This is a genomic window from Pantoea sp. XAF26B01_ASV70 (assembly GCF_054512635.1).
In genome coordinates this window covers 2786690-2801874 of sequence record NZ_CM137251.1, presented here as the reverse complement: position 1 = coordinate 2801874, position 15185 = coordinate 2786690, and the positions used below count along the sequence as shown (strand labels likewise).

The 15185-nt window shown below is 54.5% G+C and carries 13 protein-coding genes; 9 read left to right on the top strand and 4 right to left on the bottom strand.

From position 1 onward, the window contains the following. The first annotated feature begins 46 nt into the window (after nucleotides 1-46). Complete coding sequence (pyrD, locus tag ACX8ZY_RS13250; RefSeq protein WP_010255000.1) at nucleotides 47-1057, top strand: quinone-dependent dihydroorotate dehydrogenase; 1011 nt, start codon at nucleotides 47-49, stop codon at nucleotides 1055-1057. Nucleotides 1058-1210: 153 nt separating this feature from the next. Continuing rightward, complete coding sequence (locus ACX8ZY_RS13245) at nucleotides 1211-1753, top strand: cell division protein ZapC (protein ID WP_010669778.1); 543 nt, start codon at nucleotides 1211-1213, stop codon at nucleotides 1751-1753. On the opposite strand, the gene ACX8ZY_RS13240 is transcribed toward ACX8ZY_RS13245, so the two are convergent. Next, nucleotides 1754-2863 carry a YcbX family protein gene (locus tag ACX8ZY_RS13240; protein ID WP_163762872.1) on the bottom strand — a complete coding sequence of 370 codons (1110 nt, stop codon included), beginning with the start codon at nucleotides 2861-2863 and terminating at the stop codon, nucleotides 1754-1756. It abuts the gene before it with no gap. Between the two features lie 110 nt (nucleotides 2864-2973). Between ACX8ZY_RS13240 and rlmKL the strand changes: the two genes are divergently transcribed. The 6 genes from rlmKL (at nucleotide 2974) to rmf (ending at nucleotide 10937) form a co-directional block, all read left to right on the top strand. After that, nucleotides 2974-5088: a bifunctional 23S rRNA (guanine(2069)-N(7))-methyltransferase RlmK/23S rRNA (guanine(2445)-N(2))-methyltransferase RlmL gene (rlmKL, locus tag ACX8ZY_RS13235; protein ID WP_010669780.1), complete on the top strand. Its 2115-nt coding sequence runs from the start codon at nucleotides 2974-2976 to the stop codon at nucleotides 5086-5088. 6 nt (nucleotides 5089-5094) lie between these two features. Continuing rightward, the gene (locus ACX8ZY_RS13230; protein WP_031592840.1) at nucleotides 5095-7011 is read left to right on the top strand and encodes an ABC transporter ATP-binding protein; all 1917 of its coding nucleotides are present in this window, start codon (nucleotides 5095-5097) and stop codon (nucleotides 7009-7011) included. A gap of 14 nt (nucleotides 7012-7025) precedes the next feature. Continuing rightward, entirely contained in the window at nucleotides 7026-8294 is a 1269-nt protein-coding gene (pqiA, locus tag ACX8ZY_RS13225; RefSeq protein ID WP_010669781.1) for a membrane integrity-associated transporter subunit PqiA, read from the top strand. Beyond that, nucleotides 8281-9924, top strand: coding sequence for an intermembrane transport protein PqiB (gene pqiB, locus ACX8ZY_RS13220; protein WP_061704146.1), 1644 nt, complete (start codon nucleotides 8281-8283; stop codon nucleotides 9922-9924). The genes pqiA and pqiB overlap by 14 nt, the downstream gene beginning before the upstream one ends. Continuing rightward, nucleotides 9921-10490, top strand: coding sequence for a membrane integrity-associated transporter subunit PqiC (gene pqiC, locus ACX8ZY_RS13215; protein ID WP_022625928.1), 570 nt, complete (start codon nucleotides 9921-9923; stop codon nucleotides 10488-10490). The genes pqiB and pqiC overlap by 4 nt, the downstream gene beginning before the upstream one ends. Before the next feature lie 279 nt (nucleotides 10491-10769). Continuing rightward, the gene (gene rmf, locus ACX8ZY_RS13210) at nucleotides 10770-10937 is read left to right on the top strand and encodes a ribosome modulation factor (protein WP_008925875.1); all 168 of its coding nucleotides are present in this window, start codon (nucleotides 10770-10772) and stop codon (nucleotides 10935-10937) included. A gap of 68 nt (nucleotides 10938-11005) precedes the next feature. Here rmf and fabA read toward each other — a convergent pair whose 3' ends face one another. Both fabA and ACX8ZY_RS13200 read right to left on the bottom strand, forming a co-directional pair. Further along, nucleotides 11006-11524, bottom strand: coding sequence for a bifunctional 3-hydroxydecanoyl-ACP dehydratase/trans-2-decenoyl-ACP isomerase (fabA, locus tag ACX8ZY_RS13205; RefSeq protein WP_009091047.1), 519 nt, complete (start codon nucleotides 11522-11524; stop codon nucleotides 11006-11008). 68 nt (nucleotides 11525-11592) lie between these two features. Next, on the bottom strand, nucleotides 11593-13461 hold the full coding sequence (locus tag ACX8ZY_RS13200) for an AAA family ATPase (protein WP_022625927.1): 1869 nt from the start codon (nucleotides 13459-13461) through the stop codon (nucleotides 11593-11595). A gap of 53 nt (nucleotides 13462-13514) precedes the next feature. Here ACX8ZY_RS13200 and matP point away from each other — a divergent pair, with 53 nt between their 5' ends. Next, a complete protein-coding gene (gene matP, locus ACX8ZY_RS13195; protein ID WP_138919647.1) occupies nucleotides 13515-13982 on the top strand; it encodes a macrodomain Ter protein MatP in 468 nt (155 codons plus the stop codon). 95 nt (nucleotides 13983-14077) lie between these two features. Here the strand turns inward: matP and ompA are convergent, their stop codons facing one another. Beyond that, nucleotides 14078-15148, bottom strand: a complete 1071-nt coding sequence (ompA, locus tag ACX8ZY_RS13190) for a porin OmpA (protein ID WP_010255028.1) — start codon at nucleotides 15146-15148, stop codon at nucleotides 14078-14080. Between the last annotated feature and the right edge of the window lie 37 nt (nucleotides 15149-15185).

Genomic DNA, 15185 nt, shown 5'->3' with positions numbered 1-15185 from the left:
CCCGTGCACCGACTTTCACGATCGCTTCCGTCCTTCAGGAGAGTGCATGTTTTATCCTATCGTCCGACCGGCGCTGTTTAAACTTGATCCCGAACGCGCACACGAACTCACTTTTCAGCAACTGCGTTTTATGAACGGCACCCCACTGGAGATGTTTTATCGCCAGAATCTGCCGTCGCGTCCGGTCACCTGTATGGGACTGACCTTTAAGAATGCCCTGGGCCTGGCGGCGGGTCTGGATAAGAACGCAGAGTGCATTGATGCGTTTGCGGCGATGGGCTTTGGCTTTGTTGAAGTCGGCACCGTTACGCCGCGCGCCCAGGCGGGGAACGATAAGCCACGCATGTTTCGTCTGGTGGAAGCGGGCGGAATTATCAATCGGATGGGGTTTAATAATCTGGGTGTTGATCACCTGGTTGAAAACGTGAAGAAAGCGCGCTTTAACGGCGTGCTGGGGATCAATATCGGTAAAAATAAAGATACGCCGGTCGAGCAGGGCAAAGATGATTATCTCATCTGCATGGAAAAGGTTTATGCCCACGCCGGTTATATCGCCATCAATATTTCCTCACCTAACACCCCAGGTTTACGTTCGCTGCAATATGGCGAGGCGCTGGATGATCTGCTTTCTTCCATCAAACAGAAACAAAAAGAGCTGGAACAGCGTCATCTGAAATATGTTCCGCTGGCCGTAAAAATTGCGCCCGATCTCTCTGAAGAAGAGTTAATTCAGGTCGCGGACAGTTTAATTCGTCATCAGATTGATGGCGTGATTGCCAGCAATACCACGCTCGATCGTTCGCTGGTGAGCGGTCTTAAGCATGCTGAGGAAGCGGGTGGGTTAAGTGGACGGCCAGTGCAGTCGCGCAGCACGGCGGTGATACAGCGCCTCTCTCAGGAACTGCAGGGACGGTTGCCGATTATTGGCGTAGGCGGGATCGATTCTCTGACGGCAGCGCGTGAAAAAATCGCCGCCGGGGCAACACTGGTTCAGATTTATTCAGGCTTTATTTATCAGGGGCCAGGCTTAATTAAAGATATCGTCACCCATCTCTAAGACAATTCTCACAATCATTGGCCGGGGGGTTTATTTATCCCCTCGGCTCGTTTATATTTTGTCCTGTTGCACGCTTTTTCAGCTTTTCCTTATGTTTCTTTTTTCGCTGAATTCTGCGTGATTTTTGGCGCAGCGGTAAATACAGGGCACACGATGAAAATTAAACCCGATGATAACTGGCGTTGGTATTTTGACAGCAGCCACGACCGAATGATGCTCGACCTGGCAGACGGTATGCTTTTCCGTTCCCGTTATTCCCGCAAGATGCTCACGCCGGATGCCTTCACTGAATCGGGTTTTTGTGTCGATGACGCCGCCCTTTATTACACCTTTGAAGAGACCTGCCGTCAGTGCAAACTCAGTGGCAGCCATCGCGCCGAACTGGTGTTAAATGCGCTGGTCGCTGCACGCTTCCTCAAGCCACTGATGCCGAAAAGCTGGCATTTCGCCTCTTATGCCCCGGCAATGCAGCCCCGTCCCGGTGAAATGGTACAGGTTACGCTGGCAGACGAGGGAACGCAGGCACGACTGCTGGTGGTTGAGAGTGGCGATAACGCGGCACTCTGCCTGCTGGCGCAGCCGGGATTGACGCTGGCCGGAAAAAACATGGTGCTCGGCGATGCCATCAAGGTGATGAACGATCGCCTGCAGCCCCTGTATCAGGATGTCGCGCCGCGCTACGCCCGCGCAGTCTGACTACCTTAGTTCTACATCGCCAGCCGGAATACAGCTGCAGCTCAACAGCGTGCCGTCCTGACGCAGGGCGCTCTGTTTAAGCGCCTTAACCTCACCCGCGACCAGACTCAGCTTGCAACTGCCGCACAGTCCCGCCCGACAGGAGTAGGGGATCCGGAAGCCCTGCATCTCCAGCTGATCCAGTAATACCTGCTGATTATCCCCGGTGAACGTCTGACCCTGAAACGTGATAGTCACGGCATCAGGCGCCTGCTGCTTTGGTTTCAGTGTTTCGACCACTTCACCGGCACCATAGCTGCGCGGTGCATGACGTTTCAGAACAATCATCTCATCACCAGCGCGCACCACCCCACTGTTGCGCGCTACTAAGTTCAGACCGAAATCAATATCCCCGCTGCCATCCAGGGCGGTGCGGAACGTCTGCAGCGTGGCGAGCGGATGACCGGCAGGATGCTTAACGCCGGTTTCGGTGCTGACAGTGGTGAGCACGCAGCGACTGCATGGCTTAGGCACCTCGAATATCACGTCGCCAATCTGAATCTCCGCCCAGCTGTCTTCATCCCATGCGGCAGCGCCGCTGACGACCAGATTCGGACGAAACTGTTCGGCGCGGACGCTGGCCGGGCAGCGCTGTTGCAGATCATGCAGCGACGCGTTGTTGATCAGCAAAAACGGAAAGCCGTCGGCAAAGCTCAGCGGAATATGATTAAACGCTTTTACCCGGCGGCTGGGTTGTGGCCCGACCCAGCGCAACTGAACCTCACGCGGGAAGAACTGGCTCAGCCATTGGTTAATCGCATGCGGCGCTATGCGCGCGGTGAAATGATTTCCCCAGACTTCGGTGGGGTGATCCTGCTCATCGAAATCGCTGAAGCGGATCAGGGAGTGACTGCCATCCGGGGCCGTCAGCAGCAGGCCATCCGGTAAAATCGCGGGCGTGAAGCGCACCATCTCCGGGTGCTGACGCGCGGTAATAAAGGTGCCATCAGGTTCGGTCACCATAAACAGACGATCAAATGCCAGTCCGCTGTCAGTGACCAGCGCGTGTGACAGCGCTAATCCCCGCATCGACTTCACAGGATGAATAAATAAGCGGGAAAGCGTGATCATGGTGTTCTCCTTGAACCCGACGCGCAGCACAAAAGAAGCTAACTTTATGACATAGGTCTCCGATTCGCTATAATGCGCGACAATTTTCTCAAGAGTTAAAAAGTGACGATATGAATTCTCTGTTTGCCAGCACGGCGCGTGGGCTCGAAGAGCTGTTAAAAAGTGAGCTGGACGCGCTGGGCGCGCAGGATTTGCAAGTGGTGCAGGGAGGCGTTCACTACGAAGCCGACGATCGCACTATGTACCAAAGCCTGATGTGGAGTCGTTTAGCATCACGCATCCTGTTGCCGCTGGGAGAGTTTGGCGTCTACAGCGATCTCGATCTCTATCTGGGTGTGCAGAGCGTGGACTGGCCGACGATGTTCGGCAGCGACAAAACCTTTGTTGTGCATTTCAGCGGCACCAACGATTCGATTCGTAACAGCCAGTTTGGTGCGCTGAAAGTTAAAGATGCCATCGTGGACAGCTTTACCCGTCAGAACCTCGAACGACCCAACGTCGATCGTGAGCAGGCAGATATCCGTGTCAACGTCTGGCTGAATGACGATCGCGCCAGCATTGCGCTGGATCTCAGCGGCAGCTCGCTGCATCAGCGTGGTTATCGCCAGCAGACCGGTCAGGCGCCGTTAAAAGAGACCCTGGCGGCGGCCATCGTGCTGCGTTCTGGCTGGGAGCCGACGACACCGCTGATCGATCCGATGTGTGGTTCCGGTACGCTGCTGATTGAAGCCGCACTGATTGCCTGCGATCGTGCGCCAGGCCTGCTGCGCAAGCACTGGGGCTTCACCGCCTGGAGCCAGTTTAACGCTGCGTTGTGGCAGGAGGTTAAAACTGAGGCGCAGAACCGTGCCCGCACTGGTACGGCTGCCACTCAGGCGCGCTTCTTTGGCTACGACAATAATGGTCGGGTGCTGGAGTGGGCGCAGGCGAATGCCCGCCGTGCTGGCGTCTTTGAACTTTTCACCTTCGGCCAGCAGGATCTGCTGAAGCTGACTAATCCGGTTGACCCGGCGGTTCACGGTACGGTGCTGAGTAATCCTCCTTACGGTGAACGTCTGGAGAGCGAACCAGCCCTGATTGCGCTGCACAGCCAGCTCGGACGTCTGATGAAGCAGCATTTTGGCGGCTGGAACCTGTCGCTGTTCAGCGCCTCGCCAGAACTGCTGAGCTGCCTGCAGCTGCGTGCCGATCGCCAGTTTAAAGCGAAGAACGGTCCGCTGGATTGCGTGCAGAAAAACTATAAACTGGCGGTTAACAGTCATGAAAGCGCCGGACAGATTGCGGAAGATTACGCTAACCGACTGCGTAAAAACGTGAAGAAACTGGAGAAGTGGGCGCGTCAGGAAGGCATTGAATGCTACCGTATTTACGATGCCGATCTGCCAGACTACAACGTTGCTGTCGATCGCTATGGCGACTGGGTGATTATCCAGGAGTACGCGCCACCGAAAACCATCGATCCTGATAAAGCGCGTCAGCGTCTGTTCGATGTCATCAGCGCGACGCTGAGCGTGCTGCAACTGCCTGCCGACCGTCTGATTATGAAAACGCGTGAACGCCAGAAAGGCAAAGCGCAGTATCAGAAGCTCAGCGAGAAGGGCGACTATTTCGAAGTTAAAGAGTTTAATGCGCGTTTCTGGGTGAATCTGACCGACTATCTCGATACCGGCCTGTTCCTCGATCACCGCATTGCCCGTAAAATGCTGGGCCAGATGAGTCAGGGCAAAGATTTCCTGAACCTGTTTGCCTATACCGGTACCGCCAGTGTGCATGCCGGTCTGGGTGGCGCGCGTTCAACCACTACGGTAGATATGTCGCGTACCTATCTGGAGTGGGCGGAGCGCAACCTGCGTCTCAACGGACTGACCGGGCGTCAGCATCGTCTGATGCAGGCGGACTGCCTGAGCTGGCTGAATGAGAGTGACGAGAACTTTGACCTGATCTTTATCGATCCGCCAACGTTCTCCAACTCAAAACGTATGGAAGAGAGCTTCGACGTTCAGCGCGATCATATGATGCTGATGCGTAACCTGAAGCGCCTGCTGCGTCGCGGCGGCACCATCATGTTCTCCAATAACAAACGCGGTTTCAAAATGGACATGGATGGCCTGAAATCACTGGGCCTGCAGGCGCAGGATATTACCCAGAAAACGCAGTCGCAGGACTTCGCGCGTAACCGTCAAATTCACAACTGCTGGCTGATCACTCACGCCGGTAAGGAATAAGCTTACATGTCATTAATCAGTATCCACGGCGCTTATCTCTCCTTCAGCGATGCGCCGCTGTTAGACAACACCGAACTGCACATCGAAGAGAACGAACGCGTCTGTCTGGTGGGCCGTAACGGTGCGGGTAAATCCACGCTGATGAAAATCATCAATGGCGAACAGCCACTGGATGATGGCCGCATTATTTATGAAACCGATCTGGTCGTGGCGCGTCTGCAACAGGATCCGCCGCGCAATATTACCGGTTCGGTGTATGACTTCGTGGCCGAGGGCGTTGAAGAGCAGGCTGAGCATCTGAAAGCCTATCACGCCATTTCCCATGTGGTGATGGAAGATCCCAGCGATAAAAATCTCAATGAGATGGCGCGTCTGCAGAGCATTCTCGACCACCAGAATCTGTGGCAGCTGGAGAGCCGCATCCATGACGTGCTGGAGCAGATTGGTCTGCAGCCCGATACCGAGCTGTCGTCGCTCTCGGGCGGCTGGCTGCGTAAAGCGGCGCTGGGCCGTGCGCTGGTGAGTAACCCGCGCGTCCTGATGCTGGATGAGCCAACCAACCACCTCGATATCGAAACCATCGACTGGCTGGAAACGTTCCTGAAGAACTTCACCGGCAGCATCATCTTTATTTCCCATGACCGTTCGTTTATCCGCAACATGGCGACGCGCATTGTCGATCTGGACCGTGGCAAGCTGGTCTCCTGGCCAGGCAACTACGATCTCTATCTGGAAGGCAAAGAGGAAGCGTTGCGCGTTGAAGAGATGCAGAACGCCGAATTCGACCGCAAACTGGCGCAGGAAGAGGTGTGGATCCGTCAGGGCATCAAAGCTCGCCGTACCCGCAACGAAGGCCGTGTGCGTGCGCTGAAAGCGCTGCGTCGTGAACATTCAGAACGCCGCGAAGTGATGGGCAAAGCCAACATGCAGGTGGGCGAAGCGTCCCGTTCCGGCAAGATTGTCTTTGAGCTGGAAAATGTCGACTACGCGGTCGATGGCAAAGTGCTGGTGAAGGACTTCTCAACCCAGGTGCAGCGTGGCGACAAAATTGCGCTGATCGGACCAAATGGCTGCGGGAAAACTACCTTACTGCGCCTGATGCTGCAGCAGCTGAAAGCTGACCATGGTCGTGTGCATTCCGGTACCAAGCTGGAAGTAGCCTACTTTGACCAGCATCGCGCTGAACTGGATCCGGATCGCACCGTGATGGACAACCTGGCCGAAGGCAAGCAGGAAGTACTGGTCAACGGCAAACCGCGCCACGTACTGGGCTATCTGCAGGACTTCCTGTTCCATCCAAAACGTGCCATGACGCCGGTGCGCGCCCTTTCGGGCGGTGAACGAAACCGTCTGCTGCTGGCGCGCCTGTTCCTGCGTCCCAGCAACCTGATGATTCTGGATGAACCGACTAACGACCTTGACGTCGAAACGCTGGAACTGCTGGAAGAGCTGATTGATGGCTATCAGGGTACCGTCTTACTGGTGAGCCACGATCGTCAGTTCGTCGATAATACCGTTACCGAGTGCTGGATTTTTGAAGGCAATGGTGAGATTGGTACCTTTGTTGGCGGTTATCACGATGCTCAGCAGCAGCGCGCCGCCTACCGGCAGCACAAGGCGGCAGCACCGGCGAAAGCGACGGGTAACGCCTCTAAGCCTGCAGCAGAGAAGGGTGATGCGAAGCGTAGCGTGAATAAACTCAGCTACAATCTGGCGCGTGAGCTGGAACAGCTGCCGCAAAAACTGGAGCAGCTGGAAGCGCGTATCGGAGAACTGCAGGCGAAGATGAGTCATCCCGACTTCTTCAGTCAGGCACACGATCAGACGCAACCGGTGCTGGATAATCTGGCTCAGACTGAGCAGGAGCTGGAAACCGCTTTTGCGCGCTGGGAAGAGCTAGAGTCACTGAAAAACGGCGCGTAGGGCAGGGCTAACGGATGTGTTCAGCAGTGAAAAGTAACGCGTGGATGCTCTGTCCACAATGCGATTTAATGATTAAGCTGCCGGACATTCCCGTTGGCAGCCGTGCGTCATGCCCGCGCTGCCACACCTCCCTGACGGCCAACTGGCACGAACCGCGTAAACGGCCAACGGGCTATGCGCTGGCAGCGCTGTTTATGCTGCTGCTGGCGAATCTGTTTCCTTTTGTCTCAATGAAGGTGGCCGGGCTGACCAGCCAGATCACCCTGGCGCAGATCCCTCAGGTGATGGTGACGGAAGATTACAGCAGTCTGGCGACGCTGTTCCTTCTCTTTGTGCAGGCGGTTCCGGCCTTCTGCATGATCACCATTATCCTTCTGGTCAATCGGGTCCCGTTGCCGACTGGACTCAAAACTGGTCTGGCACGTATTCTGTTTCAGCTGCGTAACTGGGGCATGGCAGAAATCTTTATGGCGGGCGTGCTGGTCAGTTTCGTCAAGCTGATGGCCTATGGCGAGATCGGCCTGGAGACCAGCTTCTGGCCATGGGTTCTGTTCTGTCTGCTGCAGTTGCGGGCCTTTCAGTGCGTTGATCGACGTGGCTTGTGGGACAGTCTGTCACCCCGGCCTGCGCTGCCCCATCCGCCCGAAGTGGGCATCAGTGGTTTAGAGCAGGGTCTGCGCTCCTGTCCCTGCTGTACGGCCATTCTGCCGGAAGCAGAGCATAAGTGTCCCCGCTGCGGCGTCACGGCTGAGGCACGGCGTAAGCACAGCCTGCAGTGGACGCTGGCGCTGTTGTTCACCTCAATACTGCTTTATATCCCGGCCAACCTGTTGCCGATCATGGTGACGGAAACCCTCGGCACTGCCTATCCCTCCAATATCATGGCGGGGGTGATTGTGCTGTGGGGTGATGGCTCCTATCCGGTGGCGCTGGTGATCTTTATCGCCAGTATCATGGTGCCTACGCTGAAAATGCTGGCGATTGGCTGGCTTTGCTGGGATGCCAGCGGACGCGGACAGCGTGACAGCCACAGGATGCACAAAATTTATGAAGTGGTCGAATTTGTTGGCCGCTGGTCAATGATTGACGTGTTTGTTATTGCCGTGCTCTCTGCGCTGGTGCGCATGGGGCAATTAATGAATGTTTATCCCGCGTGGGGGGCAGTATTGTTTGCAATGGTGGTGATTATCACCATGATTGCTGCCATGACCTTTGACCCGCGATTAACCTGGGATCGTGTACGCGAAAACAATATGAAGGAGTCGCGCCTTGACGGAAACTAATCACGGCCATGCAAAGGTGGAACAGATTAAGCGCTGGTCGCCGGTCTGGATTGTCCCCATCGTTACGCTGTTAATCGGCGGATGGATCCTCTTTTATCACTTCAGCCATCAGGGGCCGGAAGTCACCCTCATCACCGAAAACGCCGAAGGCATTGTTGCGGGTAAAACCACGATTAAAAGCCGCAGTGTGGATGTCGGTGTGGTGGAAAGCGCGGTGTTAAGCGACGATCTCCACCATGTGGAAATCAAAGCGCGCCTGAATTCAGGCATGGAAAAACTGCTGCACAGCGACAGCGTTTTCTGGGTGGTGAAACCGCAGGTGGGTCGCGAAGGGATCAGCGGTCTCGGTACTCTGTTATCCGGTGCCTATATCGAATTACAGCCGGGCACTAAAAGCCAGGCACCCGAGCAGTTTAAGCTGCTGGATGCGCCGCCGTTAGCGCCACCGGATGCCAAAGGGATTCGCATCGTGCTGGACAGCAAGAAAGCGGGTCAGCTCAATCCGGGGGATCCGGTCCTGTTCCGCGGCTATCGCGTCGGTACGGTCGAGACCAGTGTTTTCGATACCGAAAAACGCATGATGACCTATCAGCTGTTCGTCGCTGCGCCTTACGATCGCCTGATTACAACCAACGTGCGCTTCTGGAAGGACAGCGGCATCGCCGTGGATATGTCCGCTTCAGGAATGCGGGTGGAAATGGGATCGCTGACCACACTGTTCAGCGGCGGCGTCAGTTTTGACGTGCCGGATGGCTGGGAGCTGGGTCAGCCTGCGCAGAATAAGTCTGATTATCATCTGTTTGACGATCAGCGCAGCATTCAGGACTCGCTCTACACCAACCATATTGATTACCTGATGTTCTTCACCGACTCCATCCGTGGTCTGCAGGCGGGTGCGCCGGTTGAATTCCGCGGCATTCGCCTAGGTACCGTCTCAGAAGCGCCATTGATGAAAGCCGGTCTGGACCAGGCGCTGAACAATGATTACCGCGTGCCGGTGCTGATTCGCATCGAGCCGGATCGCTTTATCAGCCGACTGGGTGAGAACTTCGATCTGCAACAGCATCTGCAGGATGGTAAAAAACGTGGCCTGCGTGCGACGCTGAAAACCGGTAGCCTGTTGTCGGGTGCGCTCTATGTCGATCTCGACTTCTATGACAATGCACCGCCTTATAAAGGGCCGCAGAAAGTCTCTGGCTATGAAGTTATCCCAACGGTCAGCGGTGGCCTGAGTCAGATTCAGCAGAAGCTGATGGCGGCGCTGGATAAGATCAACAGTCTGCCACTGAACGGTATGGTCAATGAAGCGACAGGCACGCTGAAAGAGAGCCAGAAAACGATGCGTGATCTGCAGCGCACCATCGACAACATCAACAAAGTCACCGCCAGTCCGGCTATGAAAACCCTGCCGGAAGACCTGCAGCAGACATTGCGCGAGCTGAACCGCAGCATGAAAGGCCTGCAGCCAGGTTCACCAGCCTACAGCAAGCTGGTGGGGGATATGCAGCGCCTGGATAAGGTTCTGCGTGAACTCCAGCCGGTGTTAAGAACGCTTAACACCAAGAGCAATGCGCTGGTATTTGAGGCAAAACCGGGACAGGATCCCCAGCCGAAGAGGGCGAAACAGTGAATAAAGGATTGATACTTTGTGCCGCGCTGGTGTTGAGTGCGTGCAGTAGCAGCGTTGACAATACCTGGTATCAGCTGCCCTCCGGGGCGGCTTCCATGCAGGTCAGCAGCAGCCAGCTGAATGAAGCGCAACCGATGTTATGGGTGCAGCAGGTGACGGTGCCGGACTATCTGGCAGGCAACGGACTGGTTTATCAGACCAGCGATGTCAAATACGTTATCGCCGCGAATAATCTCTGGGCCAGCCCGCTCGATCAGCAGTTGCAGCAGACATTGATCACTAACCTGAGCAAGGCGCTGCCAGGCCGGCTGGTAGCCGGTTCACCTTTAGGCGCGCAGCACGATACGCTGAATGTGACCGTGACAGGCTTTCAGGGACGCTATGATGGCAAAGCAGTCGTCAGTGGCGAATGGACGCTGGAACATCAGGGCCGGCTGACCAAACAGGCGTTTAACCTGGTACTGCCGCAGACCGAAGATGGCTACGATGCGATGGTCAGAACGCTGGCGGCGGGCTGGCAACAGACAGCACAGAAGATTGCCAATAGTGTGGTTGCGTTAAATTAAGATTGATGTGAATAAATAAGCTAAGCCCCTGACCGATTGTCGTGCTTTTTCGACAGGGGTCAGGGGCTTTTTTATTAGCTTAATCAGAAAGATAGTGTTGTCGCATGCATCACAGAACGTCATTATTTTTACCGATTAAGGTCACATTTATGACACTGGCATGAAGATTGGGCATTGATCTTTGGGTGCGCAGGAGGTAGAACATAAGGGTGGTTGAACATTAATTCACCACTTTTCTTTCCACCAGATTCCACAGACCTTACATGAGGGACACGGAGTATGAAGAGACAGAAACGAGACCGCCTCGAACGCGCCCATTCACGTGGTTATCAGGCAGGCATTACTGGACGCTCAAAAGAGATGTGTCCGTATCAGTTGATTGACGCTAAGTCTCACTGGTTGGGAGGTTGGCGACAAGCCATGGAGGACAGGTCGGTAGCTGCATAACCGGATGTCACTGAAAAGGGAATATAACCTCCGCCATGCGCGGAGGTTTTTGTTTCCGGGGGAAACACTTAGAAAGCGGCGGTATCTTTAAACAGGCCGACTTTAAGATCGCTGGCGGTATAGATCAGATTACCGTCAACCAGCACTTCACCATCTGCCACACCCATAACCAGTTTGCGGTTAATAACGCGTTTGAAGTGAATGCGGTAAGTCACTTTCTTCGCATCTGGCAGGACCTGACCGGTGAATTTCACTTCACCCACGCCCAGCGCACGACCTTTACCTTCGCCGCCCAGCCAGCCCAGATAGAAACCAACCAGCTGCCACATGGCATCAAGGCCCAGACAACCCGGCATCACCGGATCGCCAATAAAGTGACAGCCGAAGAACCAGAGATCAGGATTGATATCCAGCTCCGCTTCAACAAAGCCTTTGTCATATTTGCCGCCGTCTTCGGTCATTTTGACCACGCGGTCCATCATCAGCATGTTGCCGGATGGAAGCGGCGGACCATTTTCGCCAAACAGTTCACCACGACCTGACAGAATCAGATCTTCTTTGGTATAGGATTCGCGTTTATCTACCATGTTTTCAATAAGCCTTGTTTTAGTGAATCATGAATATTAGCGAACAGTTGTACGCTGAGCAAATCGGATTAACGGTGGTTGAACCAGTTAAGCCAGCGCAGCGCCCAGGGACGTTGCGGACCGTCCGGCTGGTTGAACAGGCTAATGCGTTCCTGGATGGTATTCAGCAGGCAGTCGCCCAGGCCATCCTCGGTACTCCAGATTTTACCGGTCAGCAGCGGTAGCGCTTCATCGGCACGGTCAATTGCCCAGATATGGAAATGACCCTGTTCAACCGCACTGACAACCGCCTGGCTGAGGCTGAGATGACGGACATTGCTGGCGGGAATAATCACGCCCTGCTGACCTGTCAGTTCTCGCTGATGGCAGATATCAAAGAAGCCTTCGATTTTCTCGTTCAGTCCGCCCACCGGTTGTACGTTGCCAAACTGATCAACCGAGCCGGTCACCGCAATTTGCTGATTGATGGGCTGATTAGCCAGCGCGCTGATTAAGGCACAGAGTTCAGCCAGTGAAGCACTGTCACCATCCACCTCGGAGTAAGATTGCTCAAAGACCATTGAGGCCGAGAAGGGCAGTTGCTGATCGAGTTCCAGTTCGGCAATCAGGTAAGCCTGCATAATCATCATGCCTTTGGCATGAATATTACCGCCCAGCTCCGCTTTACGCTCGATATCCATGAATTCACCATCGCCGGGATGTACCACGCAGGTAATACGCGAGGGATCGCCCCAGGCACGGGGATGGCCAGGATATTCAACGACCGACAGGCCATTAATCTGACCAACCACTTCGCCTTCGGTTTCAATCAGAATCTGTCGCAGCAGGATCTCGTCACGCATCCGCTCATTGAGATAATTCTCGCGCCACAAACGCGCTTCCAGCGCATCACGCAGCGCTTCAGCGTTCAGTTCATCGCCCATCAGGGCCGATTCGCGCATCTGGCGTTGTAGCCAGCGGGGGCAGAGTGGCAGCGTCTCCTGATCGCCGCTGTAGCGGACGCCTTCTTTAATCAGTTCTGGCCAGAAGTCCGCTTCCGGCTGGGGCAGACCCGCCTGTTGCGCCAGTTCGATGTTCCAGCGACACCAGGCAAGCATGTCATCTTCATCCAGAATCTGAATATTCTCTTCAAATTCAGTATAGATGGCCATTTCGTGAGCTTCGGGATCCAGCTCCTGAAATTCTGCCAGCGCTTCCCGATCGCCACACAGGACCAGTTTCAGATTGAGGGGCAAGGGAGGAATCGAGACTGGCAGCGGCCGGCGCTCATCCTGAGATGTCCACTCAACATAACCCTGCTCAATACACTTTTTCAGGCGCAACCAGAGAATCGGCTGCGTCATCAGGCTACGCAGGGAAAGCAGCAGCGTGCCGCCATTAGCACGATGGATCAGGCCCGGTTCCAGCTGGATGCGATCTTTATACTGGCGCACGCAGCCAAACAACTGCTCCATCTCAATCCATTCAGCAAAGTGAATACCACCCTGACTGGTGAACGGGCGTTGAGGATCGGAGGGGGGCTGGAGCGTGACGTTGTCGGCCATGATATGGTAATCACCGCCGAATAGAGTGGTACTGTCGGCCATGACCCGCTCTGCGGCCTGGGCAATGAATGTCAGATAATCGCGATTCTCCTGGCTACGAACCAGCAGTAACGGGAAACCCTGCGTCTGATGGTGTAAATGCGCCAGTGCATTCAGCAACCGGGGCTGTACCGTTGCCAGAGCATCAGTTTCTTCATCAGCAATTCGGGAGAAAACGGATTGGTATTGCGCGCTATCTGGCTGTAAGGTCTGCCACGTAAGTTGAGTGCTGGTCAAAATAATCGCATTTGTCTGTTTTAAGAAAAGCGAGATTATACAGGATTCACCCTTGTTAAGCACTGCAGACTTCCTGTTGAAGATGTGATGGTGACAGCATGTTTTTCGTTGCTGCATCCGGGAAAAAAGCTGTTATTCTTAGTTCGTTACGTGATCACGATGAGATTCCGATGAAATACCAGCAACTCGAAAATCTTGAATGTGGATGGAAGTGGAAATACCTGGTGAAAAAACATCGGGAAGGTGAACTGATCACGCGTCACCTTGAGTTAAGCGCGGCGCAGGCAGCAGTGGATAAGCTGCTGGCAATGGAAAATAATCCGGTTACAGTGAATGAATGGATCGCAGAACATATTCACGCTGATCTGGATAACCGACTGAAGCAGACCATCCGTGCCCGACGAAAACGCCATTTCAACGCTGAACATCAGCATACGCGAAAAAAATCGATAGACCTGGAGTATCTGGTCTGGCAGCGACTGGCAGGTCTGGCACAGCGGCGCGGCTGCACGCTCTCTGAAACGATTGTTCAGCTGATAGAAGATGCAGAACGTAAAGAGAAATATGCCACTCAGATGTCGAGCCTGAAGCAGGATTTGCAGGCGATTCTGGGTAACTCCGGTTCAGAGAGCGAATAAACGGGCAGGGCAATCAGAGCCTTCATCTCTCAGTCCGGTTTTATTACCGGCATAAAAAAACCCCGCCTTAGCGGGGTTTTTTATTACGTATAAACTTAAGCCTGTGGCTGAGTTACAACGTCTTTGATACCTTTAACGTCGATTTCTACACGACGGTCCGGCGCCAGGCAGTCGATCAGGGCATTACGGCCTTTCACGCTGTCACAGGTGTTGCCGGTAACTGGGTTAGATTCACCCATGCCACGTGCAGAGATCTTGTTAGAAGGAATACCTTTAGATACCAGGTAATCTACGACTGACTGAGCACGTTTCTCAGACAGTTTCTGGTTGTACTGCTCTGAACCGATGCGATCGGTGAAGCCCAGTACGACAACGGAACCATCTTTAGGATCCATTGAGCTCAGCTGGCTGTACAGCTGATCCAGAGCCTGCTGGCCTTCTGGCTTCAGGGTAGATTTGTTGAAGGTGAACAGAACGTCAGACTTCAGAGTGAAACGCTTGGTTTCAACAACTGGAGCTGGTGCTGGAGCCGGAGCTGGCGCCGGAGCAGCGACGTCATCCTGACCGAAGCGGTATGAAACGCCTACGCTCAGCATGCCGTTGTCTGGACGAGTACCAACGGTCTGTGCATCACCGATGTTGTTAACCCACTGGTAATCCAGACGGGTAGCCCAGTTTTTGGTCAGCGCATATTCAACACCAACAGCAGCCAGCGGAGATACGCCGGTGTCGTGGTCGCTGATGCGGCCAGTAGTTGGGTTAGTCTGCGTTGAGTCTGCACGCCATACCATGCCGCCCAGACGAGTATACACGTCCAGATCGTCATAGATTGGGTAGCTCAGTTTAGCAGCCAGCTGAACGCCCTGTGCTTTGAATGCGCCGTTAGTCACGTTGCCTTTGTTAGGCATGCGACCCAGCCAGTCATAGCCCAGCTCGAAGCCCAAGTATGGATTTGCCTGGTAACCAACGAATGCACCTGCACCCAGCTGGCTTTCATGAGTTGGACCGTCATTGTTTTCGTAACCGTTACCGTAGTAACCAGTGTCGTGATACTGAGACCAGCCCAGTTTAGCACCGGTGTACCAGGTGTCATCTTTCGGAGCGGCCTGCGCTACGGTAGCGAAGCCAGCCAGTGCCACTGCAATTGCGATAGCTGTCTTTTTCATTTTGCGCCTCGTTATCATCCAAATAGGCAATGAGCAA